Origin of the sequence: Variovorax sp. HJSM1_2, assembly GCF_049316285.1 — a bacterium.
GTDB lineage: Bacteria > Pseudomonadota > Gammaproteobacteria > Burkholderiales > Burkholderiaceae_C > Rhodoferax_B.
On sequence record NZ_JBMOXA010000028.1, the window covers coordinates 49589 to 64066 of the forward strand.

Consider the following 14478-nt stretch of genomic DNA (forward strand, 5'->3'; position numbering starts at 1 on the left):
GAAAACTTGAAGGGTGTTTGCTTGACCAGTTGAAGCCACTCCATGATCCAGACGGCTGACTCAGGCACCTCGGCTGGACCGTGACCGTTTACAACGCCGCCGAGGCGCGCCCTAAACTCATACACCCGTTCTGCATGCGGCCCCTCCCGGGCATTCTTTCCCTGAAGGCCCGCAACATCGTGGGCTACACCCTCTGCAGCGCCTTATGCACTTGCCGGTGGTGCTGTTCCTGTTGTGGATGTTTGCCCTGCCCCTTGAGTATCATCCCGCCGGTCTCCCCATGATGGATAGTCGCCAAGCGCTGCTCGGTCAGCGTGCCTATGCCCGCCAAGCCTACTGCGTCGGATGGTGCATCAAACCCAAGAGAGCATTCAGGCAAACGCCATGGTGCGAACATCCTCGGCGATGTCGAGCTTGGCCTCGGTTGCCGCCAGCACTTGCTCGACGCTGACGCCTGGCGCCGTCTCGATCAGCCGCAGCCGCCCGCCTTGGTGCGCAATGACGGCCAAGTCCGTGACCACCAGGTCCACCGGCCGCGCCGAGGTGAGTGGCAACCCGCAGCGTTCAACAATCTTCGCCTTGCCCTTGGCTGTGTGCTGCATCGCCACCACAACGCGCCGTGCACCCGTAGCGAGATCCATCGCGCCCCCCATGCCGGGCACCATCTTGCCCGGAATCATCCAGTTGGCGAGAAGGCCCTGAGCGTCCACCTGCAGGCCGCCGAGCACGGTCATGTCGACATGCCCGCCTCGGATCAGGCCAAAGGAGATCGCGCTGTCGAAGGTGCAGGCACCGGGAATGGCGGTGACCGGGCGCCCGCCGGCGTCGGTGAGCCGCGCCTGCGTCAGTGGCCCGTCCGGGATCGGACCGGTGCCGATCAAGCCGTTCTCGGACTGGAAGAACACGTGCATGCCGGGCGGCACATAACCCGCCACGAGCGTCGGGATGCCTATGCCCAGGTTGACCAGCATGCCGTCCTTCAGTTCGAGCGCAATGCGCCGGGCGATGACTGTCTGAGCGTCCATGATCAGCCCTTTCCGACCAGGTAATCGACCAGCACGGCCGGAGTGACCACGTGGTCGGGCGACACCATGCCCACCGGCACGATTTGCTCGACGTCGGCAATAACAGTCTTGCCGGCCATCGCCATCACCGGGTTGAAGTTGCGCGCGGTCAGCGCGTAAACGAGATTGCCCAGGTAGTCGGCCATAAAGGCCTGCACCAGCGCGAAGTCCGCATGCAACGCGGTCTCCAGCAGGTAGAACCGGCCCTCAACCTCGATCTTCTGCTTGCCGTCTTCGACGACGGTGCCGACGCCGGTGGGCGTCAGCACGCCACCAAGCCCATGGCCGGCCGCACGGATGCGCTCGATCAGCGTGCCTTGTGGCACGAGGTCCACTTGCATCTCACCGGCCAGCATCTGCCGCTGGGTTTCGGGGTTCAGCCCGATGTGGCTGACGATCAGCCGGCGCAGCGCCTTGGCACTGACCAACTTGCCGATGCCGACACCAGGCAGCGCGGAGTCGTTGGCGATGACGGTCAGCTCACGCCGGCCCTGACGCACCAGCTCGTCGATCAGCCGATCCGGTGAGCCGACACCCATGAAGCCGCCAACCATGACGGTTGCACCATCGGGAACCAGAGCCGCCGCTTCTTCCACCGTCGTAGTGCGCATCATCGGCCTCCATGCTGACTGTGAAACCGGCACCCATAGCCCTGCACAGGGGCCACTGCCGCCACCAAGGTCGGGGAATGATCGTGGGCCCCTGTCTCGACAACCATGATGCAAGACGACACCACGGACGCCCGTCTACTGGTCGTCGGCCAACTTCAGCACGATGCGCCCCTCTATGTTGCCCTGGCGCATGCGATCAAAGATGCCGTTGATGTTCTCCAGCCGGTCTTCGGAGTAGACCGTGTGCACCTTGCCCTCGCCGGCAAAGGCCAAGGCCTCTTGCAGGTCCATGCGCGTGCCGACAATCGAGCCACGGATGGTCTTGGCGTTGAGAACGACGTCAAAGATCGGCAGACCAAATTCGCCGGGAGGCAAACCAACAAGCGACATCGTGCCGCGCTTGTGCATCATGCCCAGAGCCTGTTCGAAAGCCTTGCGCGATGGCGCAGTGACCAGCACGCCGTGCGCGCCTCGCAACGCACGCTGCAGTTCCTGGGCAGGGTCTAGCTTGCTGGCGTTGACGACGAGTTCCGCACCAATCTTCTTGGCCAGTTCAAGCTTCTCGTCGTCGACATCGACCGCGGCGACGTGAAAACCCATCGCCTTGGCGTATTGCACCGCCATGTGACCCAGGCCACCCACACCCGAGATCGCAACCCAGTCGCCGGGTTTGCAGTCAAGCACCTTCAGGCCCTTGTAGACCGTCACGCCCGCGCAAAGCACCGGTGCAATCGCAGAAAAGCCGATGTTCGGCGGCAGGTGCCCAACGTAGCCGGGATCGGCTTGCACGTATTCGGCATAGCCGCCGTTGACGCTGTAGCCCGTCATCTGTTGGCTGTCGCACAGCGTTTCCCACCCGGTCATGCAGTGCTCGCAGTGCCCACACGCGGTATGCAGCCAGGGGATGCCAACGCGGTCACCTTCCTTGACGTGCTTCACGCCGGCGCCTACCGCTGACACATAGCCTACCCCTTCATGGCCCGGGATAAAGGGCGGGCTGGGCTTCACGGGCCAATCGCCATCGGCGGCATGCAGGTCGGTATGGCACACACCGGAGGCCATGACCTTGACGACGATTCGGCCGGGCACCGCCTCGGGGCGCGCAACCTCTTCGATCGTCAGTGGTTGTTTGAAGGTGCGAACGACAGCGGCTTTCATGGTCGGCATACTGTGTTTCCTCTCGAGGGTGAGGCGCCGAAATCGCAATCCGCCCCGCGCGGCGCTCGCGGTCCTATCTATGTTTGGCAGGGCGTGCCAATTTAGTTCTCGGGTCAGAGCATGTCAAGAACTGGTTTGCACAACCCTGAATGTCGCGAAGACCAGACCCGGCCCCAGCTATGCAATCGCGAGCACTGCAACGCGCCCAAGCGGCTCGGAGACTTGCCGCTGGAATCAGAGCCGGACAGCACACACAAAGAATTGATGGTGAAGCGCTTTGCGAACTGGAAAAGCAAAAGCGACTACCCGACGCGGTAGGAAAAGAAAAGGTCCGAACGATCTTCGACTACGTTGTCGACTCGCTAGACGAACGCGATGCTTTCGAAGCTGAGGCAAAACGCGCCCTGATTGCAATCGTCAACAGCCTGGCCGACGCACAAGAGCAAGCCCCAGAAACCCAAAAACCCCTGCAGGCTGAGCCTACAGGGGTGATCTGGCGGAAACGGAGGGATTCGAACCCTCGATGAGGCTCTACACCCCATACTCCCTTAGCAGGGGAGCACCTTCGGCCACTCGGTCACGTTTCCAATCCAACGATTATCGCATGAAAATCAGTCGTTTTTACGCAGCGGGCTGATCCAAATCGAATGCTTTGTGCAGGGCGCGCACGGCCAGTTCCATGTACTTCTCGTCGATGACGACAGAGGTCTTGATTTCGCTGGTGGAGATCATCTGGATGTTGATACCCTCTTCGCTCAGGCAACGGAACATCTTGCTGGCCACACCCACGTGGCTGCGCATGCCGATACCGACGATGCTGACCTTGCAGATCTTGGCGTCGCCAACCACTTCGAGTGCGCCCAGTGCCGGCAGCACTTTTTCTTTCAGCAGGTCGATGGTCTTGGCGTATTCGCCGCGGTTCACTGTGAAGCTGAAGTCGGTGAAACCGTCTTTGCTGACGTTCTGGATGATCACATCAACGTCGATGTTGGCATCGGCGACGACGCCCAGGATTTGGTAGGCAATGCCTGGTTTGTCGGGCACGCCGAGCACGGAGATTTTGGCTTCATCGCGGTTGAACGCGATGCCGGAGACAAGGGCTTGTTCCATTTTTTCGTCTTCTTCAAAAGTGATCAAGGTGCCAGACTTGGCTTCTTCATTGATATCGATGTCCCAAGGTGTGAAGCTGGACAACACGCGCAGCGGCACCTTGTATTTGCCGGCGAATTCCACCGAGCGGATCTGCAGCACTTTGGAGCCCATGGAGGCCATTTCGAGCATTTCTTCAAAGCTCACGGTGTGCAGGCGACGGGCTTCGGCCACAACGCGCGGGTCGGTGGTGTAGACGCCATCCACGTCGGTGTAGATCAGGCACTCTTGCGCCTTCATGGCGGCGGCCACGGCCACGGCCGAGGTGTCGCTGCCGCCACGGCCCAAGGTGGTGATGTTGCCTTCGTCGTCCACGCCCTGGAAGCCGGTGACGATGACCACTTTGCCGGCGGCCAGGTCGTTGCGCACCTTGCTGTCATCGATAGACTCGATGCGTGCCTTGGTGTAGGAGCTGTCGGTGCGAATCGGCACTTGCCAGCCGGCGTAGCTCACCGACTCCATGCCTTCGGACTGCAGGGCAATCGCCAGCAAGGCCACGGAGGCTTGCTCGCCGGTGGAGGCCAGCATGTCGAGCTCGCGCTGGTAGGCGTCGGTAGATTTGGAGGGGGCGAGTTCCTTGGCCAGGCCGAGCAGGCGGTTGGTTTCGCCGCTCATGGCGCTGGGCACCACCACCATCTGGTGGCCGGCCCGGGCCCATTTGGCCACGCGTTTGGCAACGTTGCGGATGCGCTCGGTGGAGCCCATCGACGTGCCGCCGTATTTATGAACGATCAATGCCATGAAGTGTTGTGTCGTTGGGAAGCAGAATGCTGCCCCTGGTGGCGCAGCCGCAAATACCTCCGAGGCCCACGCGCCGCTTCAGTTAAAAGCGTCAAGCAGTGGTGCCTGGAGCCTGAGGATTGTACCAATGCAGCAACGCCCCTTGCCGCACCAGAAAACCATCGCCCAACTTGATGTGAATCTTGTGTCCACGCGTGGCGCAAGCGTCGATCTGGCGCAGTGCTTCTGCCAGTTGGCTGGCGCTTGGGCTCACGCCATAGGTGGCCTTCAACCAGTAGCGCAGCAGGTTGCCCTGGCGGTTGGCCGGCAGGCTGCGCATCGCGGCAATGGTCGGTGGGCAACCGGTCACCAGCAGGTCTTGCTGGGCGAATTCCTCCAGCAATGCCTGGGCCTGCGCGGCGTTGGCTGCGCTGCGCGCAAAGGTCGCACGAAATTGTGGAAACGCCGCTTCAAGCACCGGCAGCAGCCGCGCGCGGATGCGGTTGCGCGTGTAGCGCTCATCGGTATTGCTCGGGTCCTCCACAAAAGGCACAGCACGCGCAGCCAGCCAACGGCGAATGTCCGCCGCCGGTACGGACAAGAACGGACGGTAGTAGCGCAGCCCGTCACGCTGCCAGTTGGAGGGCATCGCACTCAAGCCGGGCAAACCGGCGCCACGACTCAGGGCCAGAAGCAGGGTCTCGACCTGGTCGTCCGCGTGTTGTGCCAACGCTATGGACTCAATAGCACCGTGCGCCGATGCAGAAAGCGCTGCAGCGCTTAAAGCCTTGTATCGCGCAATACGTGCCGCATCCTCCGGGCTTTCGCCGGGCGCATGTTTGGCTTGCACATGATGCACCTGCAAAGGCACATTGAGCGCCTCACAAAAAGCTTGGCAGTGGCGCACAAAATCGTCGGCTGCCGACTGCAAGCCGTGGTGCACATGCACCGCCCTCACCTGCCCCGGCCAACGCTCTGCGCAGGCCAACAGCAAAGCGGTTGAATCGGCGCCACCGCTGTAAGCCACCAACAGGGGCAAGGCAGGCGCGAATACCGCCATCGCGCCAGCCAGCGCAGGCGGCATGGGGGCATCTGCAGGCCAGTGGCTCATGCCACGCCCCGCACCACACTCTCAGCTGGGATTCTTGCGCCGCTCGAGGTGGTTGTCATGGTAGTAGCGGGCTTTTTCCACGTACATGGCGCGGTCGGCACGGATCAACGCGGCCTCCAGATCGTGATGGGACTGACATGTGGCCACACCAATCGCCATGCTGAGTTTGTGGCCGGTGTAGAACTGGTTGTTGAGCTCCAGCACACTGGCAATCCGGTCCAACACCGCTTGCGCCTGGCGCTCGTCTGCTCCAGGCAGCAACATGGCAAACTCATCACCACCGGTACGTGCGGCGCAAGCCCCCGCATCCACCACTTTGCCCAGCACTTCACCAGCACGGCGCAGCATGGCATCGCCCGCCACGTGCCCCTCTTCGTCGTTGATCAGCTTCAAGCCATTCAGATCGATGGCCAGAATGCTGACCGGCCAGGGGCCCTTGCGCGACAAGCGGTTCAACTCCTCCATGTAGAAGGCGCGGTTGCGCAACTGCGTCAACGAATCGTGTTTGCCCAGGTATTCGAGATAAGCCTCGGCCTTCTTGCGCGCGGTGATATCCACCAGCGACACCAGCACCAGCCCCCAGGTGTCCAAGTGGTCGGGCAGCACCGCGAATTGCAGATGAATGTTGATGAGGTTGCCGCTCAGGCTGTAGTTGACCACCTCGCGCAGTTGCGTGGTCTTGCCATTCCACAGGTCAATCAGTTGCTCGGCAAAACAGTCGCGCATCTCGTCGCGAAACACGTCTCCCAGGCGACTCAGCAATTCTTCTTTGTTCTTGGCCTCGAACATGGTGAGTGTTTGCTGGTTCACGTTGATCACGCGGATCTCACGCATGCAGCGCTCGACAAACTCCGGGTGCACGCTGAGGAACACGCGGAAGTCCTGGATGCCGCGATCGCGCACCTCGTCGATCAACACCTTGACCGCGCTGAAGTCCTCGACCCACAAGGACACTGGCGAGTAATCAAACAAATCGCGTCCATATTGTTCGCTACTGACCAAGCGGTTTTGCATTTGCAGCGACTCGGTGATGTCGTTGATCGACACCAGTACACGGTCCCAGGTTTCTTCATGGCCGTCGAGCACGCGCGCGGTGACCTGGATGTCCAGGCGGCGCCCGTCCAGCGCGTAGTTCACCGTTTGCGTGGTGATGCCGAGCATGCCGCTCCACATCTGCTCCAGCTCGCGCGCCATGTTCTCAAACATGTCGCCGCGAAACACTTCATGCATGCGCGAGACCAACTCTTGCTGGTTTTTGGCGGCGTAGATTTCTAGCGTGCGGCGGTTCACGCGCAGCACTTTGAAGGATGCTGCACACAGCGGCACGAACTCGGGATGGGCGAGCAGATGCGCACGCAAATCGGTCACGCCTTCAGCGCGCCAGGCATCAAACATTTGTTTGAGTGCACTGTAATCTTCGAGCCAGAGCGACACAGGCGCCATCTCGAACATACGTTCGAAATCAGCAGCAGACGAAAAAGAATCCACGCGCAGAACCTCCTGCCTTTATTGTTACCGCATAGTGGCACAACACGCGACTCGCCCCGGCAAGCGCCCATAAAAAAAGCCAGGTCCTAGGACCTGGCTTTGCACAAGTTTTACCTGTGAAGATTAACGCGCTGGCTTGGCCGGGCGACGCTTGGCATCGCCGCGTGGCACAAAGGCCTTGCCGCCGCCAAAACCACCGGCAGGAGCGCCAGCGGGTTTGCCGAAAGCCGGGCGACCGGCGGGGCGTTGGCCACCGAAGTCACCGCGCTCGCCACGGTCTGCACCGCGTGGGGCAAAGTTGTCACGGTCACGGCCACCGCCGAAACCTTCTTGACGGCCGCCACGGTCTTCACGTGGGGCACCGAAGCCGCCGCCCTGACCACCTTGATAGCCGCCACCTTGTGGGCGTTGACCTTGGAAGCCACCAGGACCAGCAGGGCGTGTATTGCGATCATTGAAGCCGCTGGCACCAGCGTAACCGCCGGAGCGCTCACGGTTGCCACCGAAGCCGCCGCGATCACCACCACGGTCGCCACCACCAAAACCACCGCGGTCACCGCCGCCGAAGCCGCCACGGTCACCACCACCGAAACCACGGCCACCGCCGCCGCCGAAGCCGCGACCACGTGCGCCGTCGCGGCCGCCAAAACCACCACGGCCACCGCCGCCACCGCCACGCAGATCAGGAATGCGCTGTTGTGGCTCCATGCCCGGAATCACTTCGGTCTTGAATTGCTGGTGCGTGTAGCTTTCGATGTCCATGACACGGCGGCGATCGCGCATTTCAGCAAACGTGATGGCGATGCCATCGCGGCCAGCACGGCCGGTGCGGCCAATGCGGTGGGTGTAGTCTTCGGCCTTCATAGGCAAGCCAAAGTTGAACACGTGGCTGATGCTAGGCACGTCAATACCACGTGCGGCCACATCGGTTGCCACCAGGATTTGCACCTGGCCTTGGCGCAGTGCCATCAGGCGGCGGTTACGCAGACCTTGGCTCAGGGCGCCGTGCAATGCAACGGCGCTGAAGCCTTCTTGTTGTAGGTCGTTGGCCAGGCCATCACACTCGATTTGTGTGCTGGCGAACACGATCGCTTGAGCGATGGTGGTGTCGCGCAGCCAGTGGTCGAGCAGCTTGCGCTTGTGTTGGGCGTTGTCGGCCCAGAACAAGGCTTGCTTGATGTTGGCGTGTTTTTCTTGCGGGCTGGCAATGGTGATGCGTTGCGGTTCGCGCATCACACGTGCCGCCAGTTGCTGAATGCGCGGCGCAAACGTGGCGCTGAACATCATGGTTTGCTTGCGCGTGATGGTCATCTGGTTGACTTCAGCCAGATCGTCGGCAAAGCCCAGGTCCAGCATACGGTCGGCTTCGTCCACCACCAGGAACTGAACCTGGTCCAGCTTGATTTGTTGCGAGCGCTGCAAGTCCAGCAGACGGCCAGGCGTGGCCACCACCAGGTTGGCGTTCTGCAGCTTGGCGATTTGCAGTTGGTAAGGCATACCGCCCACCACGCTGGCAATACGCAGGCCACGGCAATGCTTCACCAGTTCAATCGCGTCGTGGGCCACTTGCTGGGCCAGTTCGCGGGTGGGGCACAGCACCAGCGCACCAGGCGTTGCCGCCTTGAAGTTGCGCGAGTTGGTGGGGTCCTTGCGCTTGGCGCGCTTGGGGGCCGGCTCGCCCTTGGCAGCGGCTTCGGCAACGGCGGCTTCATAGGCAACGCGCTCGGCTTGGGCGGCTTCGGCTTGCTGGCGCAGCAGCGTGTGCAGCACGGGCAACAAGAAGGCGGCGGTTTTGCCGCTACCGGTTTGGCTGGAGACCATCAGGTCGACAAAACCAGCGGCCTCGCCTTGCATGGCCAGCGGCACGGTTTGCATTTGCACAGCGGTAGGCTGTTGGTAGCCGAGGTCGGCCACGGCTTGCACGAGTTCCGGGGCCAGGCCCAGTTCGACAAAGCCGTTGGGCAGTGCGGGTTCGTTGGATTCAACAGCGGCGTCGATGCCATCTGCAGAGAGTACGGTTTCGGTCACGAAAGTGTCGGAAACAGCATCGGATTGCGCAGGCGAAAAGTCGCCAGCGACGTCAAAAGAGTCGTTCATGTCATTACTCACACGCGAACCGCCGCATTCGGCTGCAGCGGATCCGTCAATGGTTAAAAAACATCAACCATCAAACGGTGCCTGCCAACGCCCCTGCTGGGCTGGTTGAATCAGGTCGACGCAACTTTGTGCGCGAGGTGTGTGAAGGGAGATGTGCAAAATGCACTTGCGTACTTGATTTGCCTCGCTGGCTTTACAGCAGTAATAGGCGGCGTATCTAAGTGCAGCCCTCGATTATATGGTGAATCGGGGTTTTTACCTAGCGTTTTAAAGATAAAACGCAAAAAAGCTCGCAGACCCGCGCCAGCATTGGTTTGGCGCGGCGCCATGGATGCCGACGCGTGCTAGACGTCGGCCGGGGCCGCAGGTGCAGCGAGCTTCAGGAAGTGCTCACGGTAGTGCGCCAACTCTTCAATCGACTCGTGTACATCGGCCAAGGCCGTGTGTTTTTGCTGCTTCTTAAAAGCCGCTGCCACTTCCGGGCGCCAGCGCTTGGCCAGCTCTTTCAAGGTACTCACGTCCAGGTTGCGGTAGTGGCAATAAGCTTCCAGCTTGGGCATGTACTTCACCAGAAAGCGGCGGTCCTGGCCAATGCTGTTGCCACACAACGGCGATGCCCCCTTGGGCACATAGGCCTTCAGGAAGTCGATGATCTGCTGCTCGGCGTCCGCCTCGGTGGTGGTCGAGGCCTTGACCTTGTCGATCAGACCACTGCGGCCGTGTGTGCCCTTGTTCCAGGCATCCATTCCATCCAGCAGCGCATCACTCTGGTGGATCACCAATACCGGGCCTTCTATCCGTGGATCGAGATTCGGGCCGGTCACGATGACCGCAATCTCGATCAGACGCTCGGCTTCGGGCTCCAGACCGGTCATCTCGCAGTCGATCCAGATCAGGTTTTGATCTGATTTGGGTAGGCGCACAGCGCTCGGGGTGTTCGGTTCATCCATCGGCCAATTGTCGCCGATGGCCTACACTCCCCCGCCATGTTTGCCCCAACTTTTGAAACGCCAGCCCTCGCCCTGACACTGCTTTTCGCCACGGCTCTGGTGCTGAGCCTGCTGCTGCGTTTTTGGCTGGCCAGCCGCCAGATTCGCCACGTCGCGCAGCACCGCCACCAGGTGCCCGGAGCATTTGCCAACACCATCACCCTGGAGGCGCACCAAAAGGCCGCCGACTACACCATTGCCAAGGGCCGTTACGGCCTGATCGACCTGGCCGTGGGCACGGCCGTGCTGCTGGGCTGGACCCTGCTCGGCGGCTTGAACGCCCTCAACCAGGCCCTGCTGAGCGTGATGGGTGGCGGCATGTGGCAACAGCTCGCGCTGCTGGGCTGTTTTGGACTCATCAGTGGTTTGATCGACCTGCCGGGCACGCTGTACCAAACCTTTGTGCTGGAGCAAGGCTTCGGTTTCAACAAGATGACCTTGCGCCTGTGGTTGGCCGACCTGGCCAAGTCCACCCTGGTGGGCGTGTTGATCGGCCTGCCCATCGCCGCCCTCATCCTCTGGCTGATGGGTGCCGCTGGCCACCTGTGGTGGCTGTGGGCCTGGGCCACGTGGATGGGCTTCAACCTGCTGCTGCTGATGGTCTATCCCACTTTCATCGCACCCCTGTTCAACAAGTTCAAGCCCCTGGAAGACGAAACCCTGAAGGCCCGCGTCACGCAGTTGATGCAGCGCTGCGGCTTTGCCGCCAAGGGCTTGTATGTGATGGACGGCAGCAAACGCAGCGCCCACGCCAATGCCTACTTCACCGGCTTTGGTGCCGCCAAACGCGTGGTGTTCTATGACACCCTGCTGGCCAAACTCTCGCCTGGCGAGGTGGATGCCGTGCTGGCCCATGAGCTGGGGCACTTCAAACACAAACACATCATCCAGCGCATCGTCACCATGTTTGCGCTGAGCCTGGCCGGCTTTGCACTGCTGGGCTGGCTGGCCGGCCAGGTGTGGTTTTATGTGGGCCTGGGTGCCACGCCAGAATTGAGTGGTGCACCCAACGACGCGCTGGCGCTGCTGCTGTTTTTGCTGGTGGTGCCGGTGTTCTCGTTTTTTGTGTCGCCGCTGTCGGCGCAACTGTCGCGCAAACATGAGTTCCAGGCCGACGCGTATGCCATGGCCCACACCAATGGTGCCGATCTGCGCAGCGCATTGCTCAAGCTGTTTGAAGACAACGCCTCCACACTCACCCCCGATCCGGTATACGTCAAGTTCTATTATTCGCACCCACCCGCCTCCGAGCGGCTGGCGCGCATGCCCCAAGGAGCCGCAGCATGAGCACTTCAAACCTGAAGAAAAAAGACTGGTCCAAGCACAAACGCCGTGTGTTGACCGCGACCGAACTCGTCGCCAGCCTGGCCAAGGTCGACGGCTGGACACTGCACGGCGACGGACCCGAAGTGGCGATCCAGAAAACCTACCACTTCGCCAACTACTACGAGACCATCTCCTTCGTGAACGCCGTCGCCTTTGTGGCCAACGCGCAGGACCACCACCCCGAGTTGGCGGTGTCCTATAACCGCTGCGTGGTGCGTTTCAACACACACGACGTGAACGGCGTGTCGTCTACCGATTTCGAATGCGCAGCCCAGGTCGACGCCTTGTTGACCGAGCCCGCCTGATGCCATCACCCGTGATGAAAGCAGCAGTTTGAGCACCCGCCCCACGCTGGCCGAAGGCCTGGTGGTTTCCGTGCACGGCCGCCACTGCGTGGTGGAAACCGCCGACGGCACGCGCCGCATCTGCCATCCACGCGGCAAGAAGAGCACGGCCGTGGTGGGTGACCGTGTGGCATGGCTACCCGCCCTGCCCGGCCAGGGCGAGGAGGGCACGATAGAAAAACTGCTGCCGCGGCGCAATCTGTTTTACCGGCAGGATGAAATCCGCACCAAGTCGTTTGCCGCCAACCTGGACCAGGTGTTGATCTTGATCGCGGCCGAGCCCGAGTTCTCCGAAGTGCAGTTGTCGCGCGCGCTGATCGCAGCCGAGGCCGAGCGCATCACACCGCTGATCGTGCTGAACAAAAGCGATCTGGCCGAGCCCTTTCACCGCGCCTGGGGCTGGCTCGCGCCCTACCGCGCCATGGGCTACAACATTCTGCCGCTGTCGCTGAAGCAGGACGAGGCCAGCGTCGCGGCGCTCTCGGCCGCGCTGGCCGGCAAAACCACGCTGGTGCTGGGTCCGTCGGGCAGCGGCAAAAGCACCTTGATCAACCGGCTGGTGCCCGGCGCACTGGCCGCCACCGGCGAAATCTCACAGGCGCTGAATTCGGGCAAACACACGACCACCACCACCTCGTGGTACTGGGTCGAGCAAGACGTGGACAAGCCCGCAACGGCGCTGATCGACTCACCCGGCTTCCAGGAATTCGGCCTGCACCACGTTGACGCGCGGCATCTGGCGGACTTCATGCCCGACTTCAAACGCCACATCGCGCAGTGCAAGTTCTACAACTGCACCCATTTGCATGAGCCCGGTTGTGGTGTGCGCGCAGCCATTGAAACCGGCGCCGACGAAGAACGCATCAGCGCCAGGCGCTACAAAATTTATGGCGACCTGTTTGAGGAGTTGAGCCAGGGGCCGCGCTACTGAACAACTAAGCCGCAGCCGCCGGGCTTTGCAGGACGGCCTCCAGCGCCGCCACCAAGACCCCGCACTGCTGTGGTGTGCCAATGCTGATGCGCAGAAACTGCGCAATCCGCTCGGGCTTTTGAAAATGCCGCACCAGGACACCATGGCCGCGCAAGGCCGCAGCCAACTCGGCCGCATCACGCCGCGGGTGGCGTGCAAACACAAAGTTGGCTTGCGACGGCAAGACCACAAAACCCAGGTCCTCCAGCGCCAGAGTCAAACCCTCGCGCGCATCCACCACATCGGCCACCGTTTGCGCAAAGTAGGCCGTGTCGTTGTACGCGGCGGCCGCGCCGGCTTGGGCCAGGCGGTCCAGCGGGTAGGAGTTGAAGCTGTTTTTCACGCGCTCCAGTGCGTCTATCAATGGACGCTGGCCAAAGGCCGCACCGACGCGTAAACCGGCCAAGGAGCGCGACTTGGAGAGTGTGTGCACCACCAGCAGGTTCGGGTACCGGGCGACCAGCGGCACCGCGCTGGCGCCACCAAAGTCGACATAGGCCTCGTCGACCAGCACCACCCGGTTGGGATGGGCCTGCAGCAGTTGTTCGATTTGTTCGAGCGGCAAGCCCATGCCCGTAGGTGCATTCGGGTTGGCCACCACCACACCCGCAGGCAACTCGGCGCGCGGCGCGACCATGGCGGCCACATCCAGCCGCATGTCTTCATCCAAGGGCACGGTTTGCGCGGGAATGCCGTACAGGCCGCAGTACACGCGGTAGAAGCTGTAGGTCACGTCGGCAAACAGCAGCGGCGCACCGCCCTGCTGGAAGAACGCAAAGAAGGCGTGGGCCAGGACCTCGTCGGAGCCGTTACCCACAAACACCTGCTCCGCCTGCAGGCCGTGGTGGCGCGCGATGGTTTGGCGCAGCGTGGTGGATTCCGGGTCGGGATAGAGCTGCAGCCCGGTCAGCGTGGCCGCCTGAATGGCCTCCAGCACCTGGGGCGATGGTGGGTACGGGTTCTCGTTAGTATTGAGCTTGACCAGCTTGGCCTGCTTGGGTTGTTCGCCGGGCACGTAAGGCGTGAGTGTGCCCACCACCGGGCTCCAGAAGGGGGAAACTTCAGACACAGAAACTCCAAAATATGTAGCTGCTGCCGCATATGCAGCAAGCACTAGAGGCCAATTTTGTTTAGATTGAAACTGGCACTAGCCGAGCAGCCGCGCCAGCGTCAGCAGTGCCAGCAAGCCCATCCAGACCACCACCGTACGCCACACCAGACCCACCACACTGCGCAGATGCGACAGTTCGGGCTCGCGCCCCGGGGTGGCCTCGGTGTCTTGCTGCAGCACGTCGGCTTCGAAGGTTTCGGCGCCGCCACTGGCCAGGCGCGGCGAAATCTTCAGCGCTTCGCCGCCCAGGCGCACGTTCAACGCGCCGGAAGTGGCGGCGAGAATCACGCCGTCGTTGTCGTTCGGAAAGTGTTCGGCATAGTTGCGCCAGCTGTCGATG

13 protein-coding genes, 1 tRNA gene and 1 pseudogene are annotated in these 14478 nt (G+C 61.9%); 4 read left to right on the plus strand and 11 right to left on the minus strand.

Features of this window, described 5'->3' with window-relative positions; translation table 11 throughout:
• Window positions 1-371: 371 nt before the first annotated feature.
• The 3 genes from ACFQ95_RS21870 to ACFQ95_RS21880 form a co-directional block, all read right to left on the minus strand.
• Window positions 372-1025, minus strand: a complete 654-nt coding sequence (locus ACFQ95_RS21870) for a 3-oxoacid CoA-transferase subunit B (protein WP_422834440.1) — start codon at window positions 1023-1025, stop codon at window positions 372-374.
• 2 nt (window positions 1026-1027) lie between these two features.
• Window positions 1028-1675, minus strand: a complete 648-nt coding sequence (locus ACFQ95_RS21875) for a CoA transferase subunit A (RefSeq protein WP_422834442.1) — start codon at window positions 1673-1675, stop codon at window positions 1028-1030.
• Window positions 1676-1810: 135 nt separating this feature from the next.
• The gene (locus tag ACFQ95_RS21880; protein ID WP_422834443.1) at window positions 1811-2842 is read right to left on the minus strand and encodes a zinc-dependent alcohol dehydrogenase; all 1032 of its coding nucleotides are present in this window, start codon (window positions 2840-2842) and stop codon (window positions 1811-1813) included.
• Between the two features lie 170 nt (window positions 2843-3012).
• Here ACFQ95_RS21880 and ACFQ95_RS21885 point away from each other — a divergent pair, with 170 nt between their 5' ends.
• Window positions 3013-3360, plus strand: a complete 348-nt coding sequence (locus tag ACFQ95_RS21885) for a hypothetical protein (RefSeq protein WP_422834445.1) — start codon at window positions 3013-3015, stop codon at window positions 3358-3360.
• Here ACFQ95_RS21885 and ACFQ95_RS21890 read toward each other — a convergent pair.
• The 6 genes from ACFQ95_RS21890 to orn all read right to left on the minus strand — a co-directional run bounded on the left by ACFQ95_RS21890 (window position 3328) and on the right by orn (window position 10348).
• Window positions 3328-3420 (minus strand) — tRNA-Ser (locus ACFQ95_RS21890). The two genes, ACFQ95_RS21885 and ACFQ95_RS21890, sit on opposite strands and share 33 nt — an antisense overlap.
• Window positions 3421-3454: 34 nt before the next feature.
• On the minus strand, window positions 3455-4723 hold the full coding sequence (locus ACFQ95_RS21895; RefSeq protein ID WP_422834446.1) for an aspartate kinase: 1269 nt from the start codon (window positions 4721-4723) through the stop codon (window positions 3455-3457).
• A 91-nt stretch (window positions 4724-4814) separates the two neighbouring features.
• A complete protein-coding gene (tilS, locus tag ACFQ95_RS21900; protein ID WP_422834457.1) occupies window positions 4815-5786 on the minus strand; it encodes a tRNA lysidine(34) synthetase TilS in 972 nt (323 codons plus the stop codon).
• Window positions 5787-5834: 48 nt separating this feature from the next.
• A complete protein-coding gene (locus ACFQ95_RS21905) occupies window positions 5835-7265 on the minus strand; it encodes a diguanylate cyclase domain-containing protein (RefSeq protein ID WP_422834459.1) in 1431 nt (476 codons plus the stop codon).
• 159 nt (window positions 7266-7424) lie between these two features.
• The gene (locus ACFQ95_RS21910; protein ID WP_422834447.1) at window positions 7425-9398 is read right to left on the minus strand and encodes a DEAD/DEAH box helicase; all 1974 of its coding nucleotides are present in this window, start codon (window positions 9396-9398) and stop codon (window positions 7425-7427) included.
• A 344-nt stretch (window positions 9399-9742) separates the two neighbouring features.
• On the minus strand, window positions 9743-10348 hold the full coding sequence (orn, locus tag ACFQ95_RS21915) for an oligoribonuclease (RefSeq protein WP_422834449.1): 606 nt from the start codon (window positions 10346-10348) through the stop codon (window positions 9743-9745).
• A 36-nt stretch (window positions 10349-10384) separates the two neighbouring features.
• On the opposite strand from orn, the gene ACFQ95_RS21920 reads away from it, so the two are divergent.
• Genes ACFQ95_RS21920 through rsgA form a run of 3 tightly spaced genes read left to right on the plus strand, consistent with a single transcriptional unit; the run spans window position 10385 to window position 12988 of the window.
• Entirely contained in the window at window positions 10385-11674 is a 1290-nt protein-coding gene (locus tag ACFQ95_RS21920) for a M48 family metallopeptidase (RefSeq protein ID WP_422834451.1), read from the plus strand.
• Window positions 11671-12018, plus strand: a complete 348-nt coding sequence (locus tag ACFQ95_RS21925; RefSeq protein WP_422834452.1) for a 4a-hydroxytetrahydrobiopterin dehydratase — start codon at window positions 11671-11673, stop codon at window positions 12016-12018. The genes ACFQ95_RS21920 and ACFQ95_RS21925 overlap by 4 nt, the downstream gene beginning before the upstream one ends.
• 28 nt (window positions 12019-12046) lie before the next feature.
• The gene (gene rsgA / locus ACFQ95_RS21930; RefSeq protein WP_422834454.1) at window positions 12047-12988 is read left to right on the plus strand and encodes a ribosome small subunit-dependent GTPase A; all 942 of its coding nucleotides are present in this window, start codon (window positions 12047-12049) and stop codon (window positions 12986-12988) included.
• Window positions 12989-12992: 4 nt separating this feature from the next.
• On the opposite strand, the gene hisC is transcribed toward rsgA, so the two are convergent.
• Together hisC and ACFQ95_RS21940 are read right to left on the minus strand one after the other, a co-directional pair.
• Window positions 12993-14096 (minus strand): histidinol-phosphate transaminase, encoded by a 1104-nt coding sequence (gene hisC, locus ACFQ95_RS21935; protein ID WP_422834456.1) that lies wholly within the window; start codon window positions 14094-14096, stop codon window positions 12993-12995.
• Between the two features lie 78 nt (window positions 14097-14174).
• Window positions 14175-14478: pseudogene (locus ACFQ95_RS21940) on the minus strand (cobalamin biosynthesis protein CbiB); the annotation flags it as partial.

Coding starts and splice junctions, on each gene's coding strand:
- tilS (WP_422834457.1), bottom strand. CDS start 5,786: ATGCCGCCTGCGCTGGCTGGCGCGATGGCGGTATTCGCGCCTGCCTTG.
- ACFQ95_RS21885 (WP_422834445.1), top strand. CDS start 3,013: ATGCAATCGCGAGCACTGCAACGCGCCCAAGCGGCTCGGAGACTTGCC.
- ACFQ95_RS21905 (WP_422834459.1), bottom strand. CDS start 7,265: ATGTTCGAGATGGCGCCTGTGTCGCTCTGGCTCGAAGATTACAGTGCA.
- ACFQ95_RS21920 (WP_422834451.1), top strand. CDS start 10,385: ATGTTTGCCCCAACTTTTGAAACGCCAGCCCTCGCCCTGACACTGCTT.
- ACFQ95_RS21870 (WP_422834440.1), bottom strand. CDS start 1,025: ATGGACGCTCAGACAGTCATCGCCCGGCGCATTGCGCTCGAACTGAAG.
- ACFQ95_RS21895 (WP_422834446.1), bottom strand. CDS start 4,723: ATGGCATTGATCGTTCATAAATACGGCGGCACGTCGATGGGCTCCACC.
- ACFQ95_RS21875 (WP_422834442.1), bottom strand. CDS start 1,675: ATGCGCACTACGACGGTGGAAGAAGCGGCGGCTCTGGTTCCCGATGGT.
- ACFQ95_RS21925 (WP_422834452.1), top strand. CDS start 11,671: ATGAGCACTTCAAACCTGAAGAAAAAAGACTGGTCCAAGCACAAACGC.
- ACFQ95_RS21910 (WP_422834447.1), bottom strand. CDS start 9,398: ATGAACGACTCTTTTGACGTCGCTGGCGACTTTTCGCCTGCGCAATCC.
- ACFQ95_RS21880 (WP_422834443.1), bottom strand. CDS start 2,842: ATGCCGACCATGAAAGCCGCTGTCGTTCGCACCTTCAAACAACCACTG.
- orn (WP_422834449.1), bottom strand. CDS start 10,348: ATGGATGAACCGAACACCCCGAGCGCTGTGCGCCTACCCAAATCAGAT.